Annotated in this window: 15 protein-coding genes and 1 pseudogene; 7 read left to right on the top strand and 9 right to left on the bottom strand. The window is 41.7% G+C overall.

Going from position 1 to position 15,257, the window contains the following annotated elements:
• The first annotated feature begins 7 nt into the window (after positions 1-7).
• Positions 8-838, top strand: coding sequence for an ABC transporter permease (locus tag HLH16_RS09500; RefSeq protein WP_131290572.1), 831 nt, complete (start codon positions 8-10; stop codon positions 836-838).
• A gap of 181 nt (positions 839-1,019) precedes the next feature.
• Here the strand turns inward: HLH16_RS09500 and HLH16_RS09505 are convergent, their stop codons facing one another.
• Positions 1,020-2,117: a sigma-54 interaction domain-containing protein gene (locus HLH16_RS09505; RefSeq protein WP_131290569.1), complete on the bottom strand. Its 1,098-nt coding sequence runs from the start codon at positions 2,115-2,117 to the stop codon at positions 1,020-1,022.
• Between the two features lie 224 nt (positions 2,118-2,341).
• Between HLH16_RS09505 and HLH16_RS09510 the strand changes: the two genes are divergently transcribed.
• Entirely contained in the window at positions 2,342-2,557 is a 216-nt protein-coding gene (locus HLH16_RS09510; RefSeq protein ID WP_131290566.1) for a TOBE domain-containing protein, read from the top strand.
• A gap of 37 nt (positions 2,558-2,594) precedes the next feature.
• Positions 2,595-3,422 carry an ABC transporter ATP-binding protein gene (locus HLH16_RS09515; RefSeq protein ID WP_131290563.1) on the top strand — a complete coding sequence of 276 codons (828 nt, stop codon included), beginning with the start codon at positions 2,595-2,597 and terminating at the stop codon, positions 3,420-3,422.
• 115 nt (positions 3,423-3,537) lie between these two features.
• Here the strand turns inward: HLH16_RS09515 and HLH16_RS09520 are convergent, their stop codons facing one another.
• The 4 genes from HLH16_RS09520 to HLH16_RS09535 all read right to left on the bottom strand — a co-directional run bounded on the left by HLH16_RS09520 (position 3,538) and on the right by HLH16_RS09535 (position 9,383).
• Positions 3,538-4,899: an LLM class flavin-dependent oxidoreductase gene (locus HLH16_RS09520; RefSeq protein WP_131290560.1), complete on the bottom strand. Its 1,362-nt coding sequence runs from the start codon at positions 4,897-4,899 to the stop codon at positions 3,538-3,540.
• A gap of 308 nt (positions 4,900-5,207) precedes the next feature.
• Positions 5,208-6,578: an LLM class flavin-dependent oxidoreductase gene (locus HLH16_RS09525; protein WP_131290557.1), complete on the bottom strand. Its 1,371-nt coding sequence runs from the start codon at positions 6,576-6,578 to the stop codon at positions 5,208-5,210.
• A gap of 161 nt (positions 6,579-6,739) precedes the next feature.
• The gene (locus tag HLH16_RS09530) at positions 6,740-8,107 is read right to left on the bottom strand and encodes an MATE family efflux transporter (protein ID WP_131290554.1); all 1,368 of its coding nucleotides are present in this window, start codon (positions 8,105-8,107) and stop codon (positions 6,740-6,742) included.
• Positions 8,108-8,228: 121 nt separating this feature from the next.
• Entirely contained in the window at positions 8,229-9,383 is a 1,155-nt protein-coding gene (locus HLH16_RS09535; RefSeq protein WP_131290550.1) for a methionine aminotransferase, read from the bottom strand.
• Positions 9,384-9,606: 223 nt separating this feature from the next.
• Between HLH16_RS09535 and HLH16_RS15770 the strand changes: the two are divergent.
• Positions 9,607-9,756: pseudogene (locus tag HLH16_RS15770) on the top strand (lysozyme inhibitor LprI family protein); the annotation flags it as partial.
• Positions 9,757-9,817: 61 nt separating this feature from the next.
• Here HLH16_RS15770 and HLH16_RS09545 read toward each other — a convergent pair.
• Positions 9,818-10,735 carry a Dyp-type peroxidase gene (locus tag HLH16_RS09545; RefSeq protein WP_171529138.1) on the bottom strand — a complete coding sequence of 306 codons (918 nt, stop codon included), beginning with the start codon at positions 10,733-10,735 and terminating at the stop codon, positions 9,818-9,820.
• A 162-nt stretch (positions 10,736-10,897) separates the two neighbouring features.
• Here HLH16_RS09545 and HLH16_RS09550 point away from each other — a divergent pair, with 162 nt between their 5' ends.
• Positions 10,898-11,518 carry a LysE family transporter gene (locus HLH16_RS09550; RefSeq protein WP_131290544.1) on the top strand — a complete coding sequence of 207 codons (621 nt, stop codon included), beginning with the start codon at positions 10,898-10,900 and terminating at the stop codon, positions 11,516-11,518.
• 90 nt (positions 11,519-11,608) lie between these two features.
• On the opposite strand, the gene znuB is transcribed toward HLH16_RS09550, so the two are convergent.
• The 3 genes from znuB to HLH16_RS09565 are packed head-to-tail and all read right to left on the bottom strand — an operon-like array spanning position 11,609 to position 13,674.
• Positions 11,609-12,409, bottom strand: a complete 801-nt coding sequence (gene znuB, locus HLH16_RS09555; RefSeq protein ID WP_131290541.1) for a zinc ABC transporter permease subunit ZnuB — start codon at positions 12,407-12,409, stop codon at positions 11,609-11,611.
• Between the two features lie 3 nt (positions 12,410-12,412).
• The gene (gene znuC / locus HLH16_RS09560) at positions 12,413-13,204 is read right to left on the bottom strand and encodes a zinc ABC transporter ATP-binding protein ZnuC (RefSeq protein WP_131290538.1); all 792 of its coding nucleotides are present in this window, start codon (positions 13,202-13,204) and stop codon (positions 12,413-12,415) included.
• Positions 13,177-13,674 carry a transcriptional repressor gene (locus tag HLH16_RS09565; RefSeq protein WP_131290535.1) on the bottom strand — a complete coding sequence of 166 codons (498 nt, stop codon included), beginning with the start codon at positions 13,672-13,674 and terminating at the stop codon, positions 13,177-13,179. The genes znuC and HLH16_RS09565 overlap by 28 nt, the downstream gene beginning before the upstream one ends.
• Before the next feature lie 141 nt (positions 13,675-13,815).
• Between HLH16_RS09565 and HLH16_RS09570 the strand changes: the two genes are divergently transcribed.
• On the top strand, positions 13,816-14,655 hold the full coding sequence (locus tag HLH16_RS09570) for a metal ABC transporter solute-binding protein, Zn/Mn family (RefSeq protein ID WP_131290532.1): 840 nt from the start codon (positions 13,816-13,818) through the stop codon (positions 14,653-14,655).
• A gap of 171 nt (positions 14,656-14,826) precedes the next feature.
• Positions 14,827-15,225 carry an ATP synthase subunit I gene (locus HLH16_RS09575; RefSeq protein ID WP_131290529.1) on the top strand — a complete coding sequence of 133 codons (399 nt, stop codon included), beginning with the start codon at positions 14,827-14,829 and terminating at the stop codon, positions 15,223-15,225.
• Positions 15,226-15,257 lie beyond the last annotated feature (32 nt).

The raw sequence follows: 15,257 nt of genomic DNA on the forward strand, positions 1-15,257 counted from the left end.
ATTCATCATGTCATCGACTCAACAGGTTATCGCACATAGCGAAACCTATAGCGCGGCAAAACCGCGACTACAACTCACGTGGCTCAACACCATTTTTAAACGCAGCATTGCCATCATATTATTTTTATTAGTTTGGGAAAGTTTGCCACGCTTAGGTGTGGTCAGTCCTGCATTTTTACCGCCGTTGTCGGTCGTCCTGGATACGGCATGGCAGCTCTATCAAAGTGGGCAACTGGGCACGCATTTTAGCGCCAGTATTCAACGTTCGATTATTGGTTTTGTTTTGGCCTTAGCCATTGCCATTCCACTCGGATTGGTGATTGGTTGGTACAAACTGGTTGCAGAAACTTTAAACCCATTGTTGGAACTGTTTCGTAACACCACGGCGTTGGCCTTAATGCCGTTGTTTATTTTATTTTTAGGCATTGGCGAAGCCTCTAAAATCAGTTTACTGGTCTATGCCTGCACCTGGCCAATTCTTTTAAATACCATTACCGGCGTACAAACGGTTGATCCACTACTGATTAAATCCGCACGGACCATGGGCTTAAAACCCTATCAACTGTTCCGTAAAGTGATTTTACTCGCTTCTGTCCCGACCATATTTGTCGGTATCCGTCTGGCCGGTGCGATCTCGATCCTGGCTTTGGTGGCAGTAGAAATGTTTGGTGCCAAAGCCGGACTGGGTTATCTGATTATGTATTCACAGTTCAGTTTTGAAATTCCGCAAATGTTTGTCGGGATTTTAGTGATTACCTTGGTCGGTCTATCATTTAACTATATTCTGATTGGGCTTGAAAAATACTTTACTTCTTGGAAACGTAATCCATCGGAATAATATAAGGATGTAAAAAAGCAGTGTTGATTCACTGCTTTTTTATGTTTACTAAAATAATAAGTATATGAGCTATAAAATAAATAGAATATTAAATTTTTAGTTTGAATTAAAATAAAAATCTAAAATAAATTATGTGTTTTTTAATGTAGTTTCTGATTTATTTTTTAAAAAATACATTCAATTATAATAATGCATATTTCATTAAACGCGTGCGAATCACATTTCGTGTCACGCCAAGCAAGCGTGCAGTATGCACCTGATTGTATTCGCAGTAAGTGTAAGCACTGCGAATAAATTGTTCTTCAATCAATTCATTGATATTCAGTTGTGGTAATTGCTGCGAGGCTTGAAACAAATGTTGAAAGGTGGATTGTAATAATTTTTCAGCATCCGCATTGGCCAAAATTTCCGGTAATGCGGATATATCTAAATCGTTTTGTCGTGTACCTGGATTTTGTCCTTTGCTGCGGCTATGTAACAGGTTTGAGAAGCGAATATCATCCGGTTCAATCACACCATTCTGACTGACCAAAACTGCATGATGAATGGTGTTTTCCAGTTCACGAATATTGCCTGGCCAACGATGTTGTAACAGCTTTTTAACTGACAGTGGACTGATACGTAACGGTGTGGCATGCGGATCGGTTTGATAGCGTTCTACAAAGAATTTAGCCAAGGGTAAAATGTCATCACGACGCTCTGAAAGCTTTGGAATACGTAGCAGAGCGACATATAGACGGTAAAATAAATCCTCACGGAATTTGCCTTCCAGCACGGCTTTTTCAAGATCGACATTGGTCGCGGCAATAATCCGTACGTTAATCCGAATCGGCTTGAGTGAACCGACCCGAACAATCTCACGTTCTTGTAAAATGCGCAGTAATTTCACCTGCATAGACAGAGACAAATCACCAATTTCATCTAGAAATAAGGTGCCATTATGCGCGGCCTCAAACCAGCCAATGCGCTGATGAATCGCACCGGTAAAGGCGCCTTTTTCATGGCCGAATAACTCGCTTTCCGCCAAGGATTCGGTTAAAGCACCGCAATTGACCGCAATAAAAGGACCTTTGGCACGGTGACTCAAGGCGTGAATTTGTCTGGCCACCAACTCCTTACCGGTACCGGTTTCGCCAATAATCAAGGCATTGGCATCACTTGGCGCAATTTGTTTAATGCGCTCCAGTAGCGCCTTTGACAGGGGATCTTCAAAGACGGTCGCTCTTGCACGTTCGTAGCGAACCGTCTGACTGACGCTAGGATGCGTTAATATAGACATAGGATTTGCTTCATTATAAAAATTGAACTCATCATGAAATATTTAATATCGAAAAATAAATAATAAAACGATATTTAATTATCTGTTTTGCTGCATAAATGCTTTTTGATAAATATATATTTTAAACAGATAAATAAAGCACGCATAACTAAATATTAAATCGAGATAAATGATCAGCCAAAAGTATTTTATATTAATAACATCATAAACACAGAGTAATTATAATGACAATCACAGCCGTTAACGTACGTAACCAATTTAAAGGCGTTATTCAAGAAGTATTAGAAGGTGACGTTGTTTCAGAAGTCAATGTGGAAACCAAAGCCGGTCTTTTTACTTCAATTATTAGTACCCGTTCAGTCAAAGACCTCGATCTTAAAGTGGGTTCTGAAGTGGTGGTGTTAATCAAATCGACGGAAGTGTCATTGGCGAAGCTTTAATTCGCCATGGCTTCAAGCTTTACAGGAAAATTGAGAGATGACACAGCAACAGACCGGCCATGTATCCATTCAGCAACTCAGCAAAACCTATCCGACGCAAAATGATGAAGCATTAACCGTGCTGGATGATATTAATTTAGACATTCAGCCGGGTGAATTTATTAGTATTGTCGGCAGCAGTGGCTGTGGAAAATCTACACTATTACGCTTGTTGGTTGGACTGGAAAACAGCTATCAAGGCCAGATCCAGGTGGATGGCAAAAAGATTTTTGGCACCAGTTTAAACCGCGGAATTGTATTTCAAGACCATCGTCTTTTCCCGTGGTTAAGTGTGACAGAAAATATTCGCATTGCATTGCATCAAAGCAATTTAAGCCGTGCCGAAGAAGATCTCATCATTGATGAACATTTAGAACTGGTTAAATTGACCAAGTTTAAAGATGCTTATCCATCGCAGCTTTCAGGCGGCATGAACCAGCGCGTGGCCATTGCGCGAAGTCTGGTGAATCGTCCGGAAATTTTATTTCTGGATGAGCCGTTTGGTGCACTGGATGCCTTAACCCGCCAGAACCTGCAGGATGAATTGCAGCGGATTTGGCAGGCAGAAAAAATCACCATGGTGATTGTGACCCATGACGTTGAAGAAGCGGTATTTTTAGGGGATCGCGTGGTGGTGATGCAGCCGCATCCGGGTCGAATTAAACGCATTGTGGATGTACCGGTTGCGCATCCACGTAAACGTGAAGATGTGCGTTTGCATAATATTAAAAATAATATTTTGCTGGATTTTAGTGATCCCTTAAAAGACCAATTACACAATAACAAACAGCCAGCGAAGTTTTCAGATTATCAATTTGCCTGGTAATTTGGCTGTATTTTTTATCCAAAAGCCTGCGTAAAGTGGGTTTTTTTATGTCTATTCAAAGATGATTCGACATAAAAAATCCCTCAGCAAGGAGGGATATTCAACTGGTTTTAAATTAAGAGGCTTTCACTCGCTGACGTGCCAAAACATACTGGTTTTCTGGACGTTTTAAACCTAAGTTTTCACGTAAAGTTTTGCCTTCATATTCGGTACGGAACAAGCCACGACGTTGTAATTCCGGCACAATAAATTCGACAAAGTCATTCAGACCGGCAGGGGTGGTCGGTGGCAAAATATTAAAACCATCCGCGCCTTCATTTTCAAACCATTGTTGCAGTTGATCGACCACCTGTTCAGGTGTGCCGATCAAAGTCCAGTGACCACGTGCTGATGCAATATATTCATACAGTTGGCGAATGCTGAAATTATGCTTACGCGCAATATCAATCATCATTTGTTGACGGCTGGAGAAGTTAATATCGGCATCTTCAAGTTTCGGGAACGGGGCATCCAGGTCATATTTTTCTAAATTGATTCCGCCCGATAAACCTGACAGTAAACTTAAACCGACTTTTGGATGAATTAAGCTATTTAATAGTTGGTATTTTTCTTGCGCTTCTTGTTCAGTTTTAGCCACGAAAATAGAAACACCCGGCATGATTTTTAAGTCATCTGGGTGACGACCATATTTCAATAGACGGCTTTTGACATCGCGGTAAAATTCTTGTGCATCCGCTAGGTTTTGTTGAGCGGTAAAGATCACCTCAGCATATTTTCCGGCAAGTTCGCGGCCATCTTCCGATTGTCCTGCTTGTACAATCACCGGATAACCTTGCGGTGGGCGAGAGATATTTAATGGTCCTTGAACACTAAAATATTTACCGCTATGTTGAGGTTCATGGATTTTATCAGCATGGAAAAATTGACCACTTTCCTTGTTGTAAATAAAGGCATCATCTTCCCAAGAATCCCAAAGTTTTTGCGTCACTTCGATAAATTCATCCGCGCGTTCATAACGTGTTTTAGGATCAGGATGTTGTTCTAGGCCGAAGTTACGCGCGGTATCGGGTGAGGCTGTAGTCACCACATTCCATGCTGCACGACCTTTAGAAATGTGATCTAGTGAAGCAAATTTACGTGCCAATAGATACGGGTCTTCATAGGTGGTTGATGCGGTCGCAATAAAGCCCAGATTTTTGGTCACTGCAGACAGCGCAGCAAACAAGGTCACCGGTTCAAAGCCGACGCCTTTATCCCCTAAACCCAATTCACCTTCAATTGCCGAGCCCCAACGAACGGATAAGCCATCTGCTAAAAAGTAAGCATCAAATAAACCCTTTTCTGCAGTTTTTGCGAGTTCGATGATGTAATCAATATTCAAGTGGTCTTGAGGGCGAGATTCAGGATGACGCCAGCCTGCAGCATGTTGAGCGGTCGCGGGAATAAAGGCACCCAGTTTAATTTGACGTTTTGACATTGTTTTATCCTATGGTTTGTATTTTTCTCAACAGTCCATATTTCAAGATGTATGCCAATTAAAAAATACAATTAAAACAATAATATAGGATGAATAATTTTTTATGTGTTTGAGAATGAACACTAAAGACGCTGCTTTGTTTTAAATCAGACAGTAGAAAAAATGCAGTGCTTATATGAAAAGCGAGCTATTGAATGAAAAGGGGCAATCTCTGTTGTTATGCTATTTTTTAGATAAATCAAAATGGTGTGATATTTAAAAAGTGGCATAAAAAAATGCCCCGAAGGGCATTTAAAATCGTTCTTGGATTAAGATGCCTGCGCTTGTTGTCGTGCCAGTACATACTGGTTTTCAGGACGCTTTAAACCTAGATTTTCACGCAAAGTGCTTCCTTCATATGCAGTACGGAACAGGCCGCGACGCTGTAATTCAGGCACAATAAACTCAACAAAATCATTCAGGCCTGCCGGGGTCGAAGGCGGCAGCACATTAAAACCATCAGCGGCTTCATTTTCAAACCAGTTTTGCAGTTGGTCCACCACCTGTTCAGGTGTACCAATTAAAGTCCAGTGACCCCGTGCCGAGGCAATATATTCATACAGCTGGCGAATGCTGAAATGGTGCTTTTGGGCAATCTCAATCATCATTTGCTGGCGGCTAGAGAAGTTGATGTCGGCTTCTTCCAGTTTCGGGAACGGGGCATCCAGGTCAAATTTGGATAAATCGATATGGCCTGCCAGACCTGACAATAAACCTAGACCGACATCTGGGTGAATCAGACTGTTTAATAATTGATATTTTTCTTGGGCTTCCTGTTCGGTTTTTGCCACGAAAATGGATACGCCCGGCATGATTTTTAAGTCATCGGCATGGCGACCGTATTTGCTTAAACGTGCTTTCACATCCCGGTAGAAGGCTTGTGCATCATCCAAATTTTGTTGTGCGGTAAAAATGACTTCGGCATATTTTGCAGCCAGTTCACGACCATCTTCGGATTGGCCGGCTTGGACAATCACCGGATAACCTTGCGGTGGGCGAGGGACATTCAATGAACCTTGTACATTAAAATATTTGCCTGTATGCAGTGGTTCATGTTGTTTACTGGCATCAAAGAACTGACCGCTTTCCTTATTGTAAATGAATGCATCATCTTCCCAGGAATCCCAAAGTTTTTGCGTCACTTCAATAAATTCATCGGCACGTTCATAACGAACTTTTGCATCCGGATGGGCACTAAAGCCGAAGTTGCGTGCCGTATCAGCTGAAATGGTGGTCACCACATTCCATGCCGCACGACCTTTGCTGATATGATCTAAAGAGGCAAATTTACGTGCCAAAAGGTACGGCTCTTCATAGGTGGTTGAGGCAGTGGCAATAAAGCCGATATTTTTGGTCACGGCAGCAATGGCTGCAAATAAGGTTACCGGTTCAAAACCAACCACCTTGTCACTATAACCAATACTTTGCTTGCTTTTGGAAGCGCCATGACTCCAATTTACCGATAAGCCATCGGCAAGAAAATAGGCATCGAATAAACCTTTTTCAGCAGTTTTCGCCAGTTCAATTGCGTAATCAATGCTTAAATGATCGTGTGGACGAGACTGCGGGTGACGCCAGCCTGCTGCGTGCTGTGAGGTGGTGGGAATAAAAGCACCCAGTTTAATTTGTCGTTTCGACATGGTCATACCCTATTGTAATCATTCATTTTTACAGGGTTATAACAAGGAATCAGAAGCTTGGAAAATACGATAAAATTAAATCCTTATCAGCTATATGGGATAAGGAAAATAGATTGTATCAATCAGCCTTTTGAAGTGGCTTTTGCAAAGAACAGTGATTTTTAAATTAACGCATTAACGGTTTTTTTCTTCCACACAAACTGATAATACAGACCTTGTAGAATACATAAGCAGACAAAGGCCAGGGCATAGGCATACCAGATGCCTTGCAAGCCCCACCATTGGCTGAACAAATAGGCGCACGGCACTTCAATGCCAATAATGGCAGCAATATTGATGATCATGGGAACAGTCACGGTACCACTGGCACGCATGATTGAAGCAAAAATGGCACTCGCACCAAAGAAAATAATCGACCACAACACAATAAATAAAAGTTGCTGTCCAAGTACAACCACCGTCGGGTCAATGATAAACAGTGCCATCAGATATTTTGAGAACAGATAAGCCAAAGCCACCAGTCCACCGGTAATGACGATATTCATACCCAGTGCGGTACGCGTGACTTTGTTCAGGAGTTCCGATTTTCCTGCACCAATGGCTTGTGCGGCAAAAATCGACGCTGCAATAGAAATAGACAGAGCGGGAAATTGAATATAGTTCAGCACCTGATTGACTGCACCATAAGCTGCAGTTGCATGAGAACCATAACGATTCACCAAGCCGACAATGACTAAGCCAGCAACGGATGTCGTCACCATTTGAACCCCTGTTGGAATGCCCAAACGTAGAATGATTATACTGAGTTCACGTTGATGGCGAATATGACTGAGCAGATGACGGTCAGGCTTAAGTGGATGATCTTTTTTATTTAAATACACGGCTAAAAAGATCAGTACAGCAAGGTAACCGACAATGGTGGCAATGGCAGGTGCAACAATGCCCATTTTCGGAAAGCCGAAATACCCCGCAATCAGCACAGGGGTAATCAGTACGCCTATCAAAATGGTCATGCCGGATGCAATCAGCGGGGTAGTGCTGTCACCGACACCGCGTAAAATTGAAGTATAAATAATATAAATAAACAGCAAGGGACTGCCGGCAAGCATCCACTGTACATAAGGCAATGACAGATGCATAACATCAGGATCTGTGCCTAAGGCAAGCAAAATATGTTCAGCAAAAAGCACCCCGAACAGGGCAATAATACTGCCGCCAATTAAAGTCATAAACAGGGTCGAACCGACGACAAAACGGACTTTTTCAATATTTTTCGCCCCCCAAGCTTGTCCAATCAATACGGTTGCACCTGCTGAAAGACCAATCACAAAAGCCAGCAGACAGAACAAAATCGGGAAGAATACCGCCACGGCAGCAATCGCATTCACCCCCATCATTTGCCCCACAAAAACGGTATTAATCGTGCCTGAAAGGTTTTGTAAAATATTGGTGGCAATCAACGGCCACAGAAAAACTAAAAATGTTTTCCATAAGTTTTGTTGATCGAGCAGTGATTGATGATGAGGCATGGAACGTCCTGTAAAGGTATTTTTATCATTTTTCAGATTTAAAATTACACTACCTGAGTTCGCTTAAAAAAGCCTTAGTTGTTAAGTAACTAAGGCTTAAACTTACGAATAAATCATCAACTTAAACAGCAGATAAAATGGCAGATGCCTGTTCTAAGGTTTCATCTTTTTTGGCAAAACAAAAACGAATTAAACGTAAATTTTCGGGCGCTTGCTGGTAAAAAACGGAAACAGGAATCGCCACAATGCCATGATGCTCAGCTAGAAATTTACACATCTCGACATCGTTTAAATCGGGGCGAATGGCACTGTAATTTAGGTTCTGGAAATAGGTCCCTTGCGACGGGGTAAAATAAAAGCGTGAGTTGCGAATGCCTGAATTAAACAGATCGCGTTTATCCTGATAAAAGTCGGCAAGTTGTTCAATATGTTCAGGATGCTGCTGCATAAAAGTCGCCAGTGCCATCTGTATTGGAGTGACACCACAAAAACTGACAAATTGATAAACCTGTCTAAATAGTTTCATCAGTTCAGGCGATGCGATGCAGTACCCGGTTTTCCAGCCCGTGACATGAAAGGTTTTACCAAAGGAACCGACCACAATGCTACGGTCACGCAATTCAGGGAAAGACAGCGCCGAATAGTGCTTTTGACCATCAAAAACCAGATGTTCATAGACTTCATCGGACAGCACTACAATATTCTTGTCACGAATCAGTTCAATTAAATTTAACCAGTCCTGACGTGACCAAATTGCACCGCTAGGGTTGTGAGGAGTATTCACAATGATCATTCGGGTCTTGTCGTTGATGGCATCTTTAACCTGATTCCAGTTCACGGAAAACTTGGGTGCAACCAGAGGAATATGAATGGCTTTGCCACCCACCAGTTGCACACTTGGAGCATAACTGTCGTAGCTGGGGTCAAAAATAATGACTTCATCACCGGCATGAATGAGTGCCTGAATCGTGCAAAAAATCCCGATGGTTGCCCCGGGGGTAATGGTGATTTCCGTGACAGGATCAATCACCAGTTGATCGCGTTTTAAAAATTGATGTGCTAATTGTTCACGTAGCGAAATCAGTCCATCACTTGGGGCATATTGATTAAAGCCATCCAAAGCAGCTTGGCTTAACGCTTTTAACAGCGCAGGAGGGGCTGCAAAATCGGGAAACCCTTGAGAGAGATTTAAGGCATTCAGGCGATGTGCCATTGCAGTCATCACACTAAAAATGGTGACCCCTTGCGCGGGTAGTTTGGAATGGAGGTTAATCATGACCCGAACTCTTGAATATTGTTATTCTTTTCAGTGTAGCAGCAAGACAGGAACTGAAAAATAAAAGTCTAATTTAATCTCTGCATTTTTAAACTCATCTGATCAATTTAAGTGAATGCCGCTTTTTCATAAAATTAACAAAAAACTCACTAGACTAAAAAAACAACATTTCCTAGAATGCAGCCACTTATTAAAATAATATTCTTAAAAAAAAAATAAATTAAAAAACTCTCAACGAGAATGGATCAAGCTTAAGGAATCAACATGTGTAGCAGATGAAAAAAATTATGGAAGAGAAAGTCATTTTGATGCTATGCAATGTCAAATCGATATGACTAAAGAAAGAATATTATTTTTAGAAAAATATAATTAATTTATATATTGAACCATTAAAAAGTTAGAAATAGCTTAATAAGCTATTTCTAACTTTATTATTATGCCAAAACCTTTTCCAGCAACTCCTCACTTGGTACAAAGTAATAAGCACCATCAACTGGAGTTACAAAGTGAAGCAGGCGATCATGAATACCGTCGCCAGTTGTACCAAACATGTGTTGCAACATATGATCAATAATTTCTAAGTTCTTGGTATACGCAATAAAGAACAAACCTTGGTCACCTTTACCATCCCCATAAGGAAGAGAGTGACGTAAAATTTCCATTTCTTCGCCTTCATCATCTTCAATCACCACACGGGCAATGTGGGCATTTTTAGGTTTAACCTCATCATCCAGTTCAATAGATTCTAATTTAGTTCGACCAATCACATTTTCTTGTGCATCGACTTTTAATTGTTTCCATTTTGCCAAGTTATGCGCATAGCGTTGTGCAAAGACGAATGAACCATCAGCAAAAATGCCTGCATCTTCACCGAGTAAAGCGACTTCGGCACGGTCATCTGGGAATTGAGGGTTTTCAGTACCATCAATAAAACCTGTGAGGTCACGACCGTCAAAATTGCGGAAACATACCCGTTCATCCAGCACTTCAACTTTATCTTGAATACCTTCAAAGAAAGATTGGCTTAATGCAAAACAAATGTCAGTGCGTTGAGATGCAACATGAATTAAAATATCAGCAGGGACAACAGGCATTTGAAATGAACCGTGGATGGGTTCCAATTGTTTAAAACCTTCAGGGGGTTGATTATAGAGTTTTGCCCAAAGCTCAGGACCAAACGCTACACCCGTTTTAATTTGTGCGTTAGGATGCTGTGTGATTAAACGATCACGTGTAGTAAATAAATCTGCAAGCTTTTCTTTTAACTCATTAATCGTTAAGTCTTTTAAACGTAAAACAATAAACCGAGCATGATCTGATGGTAATGGTAAAATTACAGATTGGGCAGTCATACATGGCTCCTAACAATTTTTATAAAATACGTGGCTGGCTTTATTGTGCCTCATCACTGCCTGAGTGAATAGCCCAAAGTTTTATTTTGATAGTTGATTTTTAAAGCTTCTAAAAGATGAAAAGTCATATAATACTTCCATATTTCTATATCCTTATATTTTATGTCTTACCAAGTTTGGCTGGCGTATATGCTGGCGTGTTGGGTGATTAGCATTTCTCCTGGTGCAGGTGCAATCGCTTCAATGTCGAGTGGTTTAAACTATGGTTTTCGCCGTGGCTACTGGAATGCTTTAGGTTTGCAACTCGCATTGTTGGTGCAAATTGGGATTGTCGCAGCCGGAGTAGGGGTGTTATTTGCAACGACGCCTTGGGCTTTTCTGGTAGTGAAATGGTTTGGTGTGTTGTATTTATTGTATTTGGCTTATTTACAATGGAAAGCACCGACTCAGTCGATTGAGATTCAACAGGAACAACCGAATAAATCAATTGCTAAACTAATCTTGCATGGCTTCCTGGTCAATATGAGTAATCCCAAAGCGATTGTATTTTTACTGGCGGTATTGCCGCAGTTTTTAGATTTATCCAAACCACAATGGATTCAGTATCTGATTATGGCGGTAACCATGGTCACGATTGATCTGATCGTGATGGCGGGTTATACAGGGCTTGCAGCCAAAGTTTTACGCGTATTGAAATCCCCTAAACAGCAAAAATATATGAACCGGACTTTTGCGGTCTTGTTTAGCTGTGCAGCGGGATTACTTAGCTTGGTACATCAGTAATCAGTAAAGATTGTTTTGCCTCTCCTTATAAGGAGAGGCTGTTAGAAAATAAATGCATCTTAAAAGAATGATCGATATATAAAGGAAAGACTAAGCCAACTTCTTCACTTTCTGCACTGTAAAAATCACTGCAAACAAAATCGCCATGGTGAGCACAATTGTTAAGCCTGTCGATGTGTCTAAACCTACACTTGACCATAAACCTACACTAATCCCGATTTGAGCAATCACAAAAGCCCAAACCACCATCTGTTTAGGTGAGTTTGCCAGAAGTCGTGCAGTTAATGCTGGAATAACCAGTAAAGCACCCATCAACAATGAACCTACCGCACGTAAAGCCAACACGGTAAAGAGTGCCAATAACAACATAAACACCAGACGTTGCCATTTGGCATTCACGCCTTCACTTATTGCCATATCAGGGTCAATTGCAATTTGAATCTGTGCTTGCCAGTTTTTATACAGCACAGCTAAAGCGGCAATAATCACAAAAGCAAACATTGGGAGATCGGACCATGAAATTTGCAGCAGATCGCCAAAAAGATAGCTGAGCAGTTCGGGTCTTAAACTTGGAATATGCTGGATAAACAATAAGCCTGAACAGAGTAGGGTGGCTGAACAGAGTGCCAGCAAAGCATCATTGGGCAGGCGAGGGTCATGCAGGACCCATAAAATACCGACCAACAAGAATGCCAAAAAGGTCACGCCTAACCAAAGTGGGAGGCTTAAAGCACCGGCAATCGCAACACCCAGTAAAGTACCGTGTGCCATGGTGTCCGCAAAAAAAGACATTCGTCGCCATAACATTAAACAACCCAGCGGAGCAGTCAGAAACACCAGTAGCGTTCCCATGGTCCATGCAGGTAACAATATTTGTAACCATTCCATCATGGCTTAAGCTTCCGGTTCTGGGTGAATATGAGGACGAGGATCATGCTGGCACGGGGTTGCACTGTCACCGTGCGCACAATGCTCGTGATGATGCTGATAGAAAACGCGATTGGTACCAAAAATGGCTTGATACTCTGGATGCTTTTGCACATTTTCAGGTAAACCGCTGCAGCAGATGTGTTTATTTAAACACACCACGCGGTGCGTACCCTGCATGACCCATTGCAGGTCGTGCGATACCATTAACACGGCACAGCCATATTTTATTGGCAAGCTTCTTACATATTCGTACAGTTCAGCTTCTGATTGAATATCTAAACCTTGCATCGGTTCATCCAGAACCAGTACATCGGGTTGACGCAGTAAAGCACGTGCCAACAAAACACGTTGTCGTTCACCACCCGATAGTTGTTGTACTTTAGAATCTTGGAGTTTAGTAATGCCGGTATCGCAAATAATTTCTGCTTTTCTATCCGCATCGCATTTTTCTAAGGCCAATAAGTCTTGTACCCGTAAAGGCAAGCTATGCGACGGATTAAACTTTTGCGGCACATAAGAAAATTTTAATTTTTTATGACTATGAATTTTGCCTGAATTGGCTTTCACAATCCCTAGCAAGACTTTAATCAGGGTAGATTTCCCTGCGCCATTCGGACCAATCAACGTGACAATTTCTCGCTCATGTAAGGCGAAATCGACATTCTTTAAAATGTCACGCTCATCGATACGTACACTGATTTTGTCTAAGGCAATCAGTGTGTGAGCTGTTACTGTTTGTTGCGGCACTGCTGACATATCCCAGAAATTTCAATAATACTGTGATGTGCAGTAAATTGATCAGATGCTGAAAGCGCATCTAATTGTGTTAATAAACCCTGTGCAGAAGCTTCTGTCACATTCTTGCAATGGGTACAAATTAAAAATGCAGCCTGATGTCCTTCACGCGGATGACAACATGGAATGTAAGCATTAATAGAAGTTAAACGGTGGATTAAGCCTTTTTCCAATAAAAAGTCTAAAGTGCGATAAACTGTCGGTGGAGCAGCAGGGCGGTCGGAATCACTTTTAATTTTAGCCAATAAGTCATATGCACCCATTGGACCTGTGGCATTTAAAATCAGACCTAATACTTCTTTACGTAACGGTGTTAAACGTGCGCCAGTTGCCGCACAGAGGCTTTCAGCTTCAGCCAGTCGTGTTTCGACATTATGATGGTCATGTACGCCATGTAATGCATTGTGATGTTCGTGCGAACATAAGCTCATAGCCAACCTCAAGTGCGAAATTTATAAAAACAAATGGACATTAAATCTTAACATGAAGCGATACCCGTTTCGATTAGCCGTAGGTATTTTTGTCTATTTGTTATATTATAACACCTGTTGAAAATTTAGTGATCTTCTTTCATGTCCCGTTTCTTTGCATTTTGTGCGCTTGCTTTATTCACCACCTTAAGCTGGTCACAAAGTTTAGTGGTCTCTACGCATCCAATTTATCTTATTGCTGAAGAAATCACGCAAGGGGTTGAAAAGCCTGTACTGTTATTGGCGGATCAAACCGGACACGATGTCACGCTTACGCCAGCACATCGCAAAGCTATCCTGGATGCATCACTGGTGATCTGGTTGGGCAAGGCACATGAAGCCCCATTGAATAAGCTGTTGTCTGATAATCCTAAAGCCATTTCTATTTTAGATTCCGGTATCGTGCAAACCTTACCTCAGCGTACTACCCGTGGTGTGCCGTTGAACAATACGGTAGATACGCATGTGTGGCTAGATCCTAACAATGCGGTGCGGATTGGCTTTTTTATTGCAGCCCTGCGTTCACAGCAATTACCCGAATATAAAGATACCTATTGGGCCAATGCCAAGCGCTTTGCACAAGCGATGTTGCAGACTGCACAACAATATAATACCAATTCATCTGCAAAGACCTACTGGGCATATCACGATGCGTATCAATATTTAGAACGTGCCTTAAATTTGAAATTTGCCGGTGCATTGACCGATGATCCGCATGTCGCACCGACGATGGCGCAAATTAAATACCTAAATGATAGCCGTCCGAGTCGCAAAATGTGCCTGTTGGCTGAAGGGCATGCCAGTAAAAATCAATACCAGAAATTGAATCCGATTACCTTTCAGGCAGTAGACGAAAGCATGGGTGGGGCAGGGGATTTTGTGCTGGCTTGGAAAAAACTTGCCGAGCAAACCCATAACTGTGTGCTAAATGCACGAAAGTAATACAAAAAATAAACAACTATTGATTAGTATGAAAGCAACTTAATCGTTGAAAAAAACCAGACTTAGGTCGGGAAAAGATTGCATGTTCAGGGGTGTAACTCTATAATGCCTGCGATTAAAAACGATCATCAGCTAAACTTGTCAAGCATGAATGCTGTGAGTGAATAAATAATGAGCCGAACTAGTCGCATGATTGATCGACGATTAGCGAAAGCTTTGGTCATCTTACAAGCATGCATGATCCCTGTTTCAGCCTTGATAGCGTGGGTCCTGAAAGACTCGACTGCAGCCTACAGCGCCGCACTTGGTGCGTTGGTGTGTTGGCTTGCAAGTTGTTATTTTTCTTGGCAATCGTTTCGAGCCGCAGGTGCGCGAGCTTCAAAGCAGGTTCTTTCGAACATGTATAGAGGCTTGATGGGCAAGTTTGCAATTGTGATCGTTGGTTTCATTTTAATTTTAAGTAACGTTAAACCGTTGTCAGCGGTGGCGTTGTTTTGTGGTTTTATCCTCGTTCAAGCCATGTCGTGGGTCGCCCCTTTTTTGGCGTCACGTCTACAAAAACGGGTTTAAGCACAACAAAAAATTGAAAAGTTTTTTAGGAG

The organism is Acinetobacter sp. ANC 5378 (assembly GCF_013004315.1).
GTDB lineage: Bacteria > Pseudomonadota > Gammaproteobacteria > Pseudomonadales > Moraxellaceae > Acinetobacter.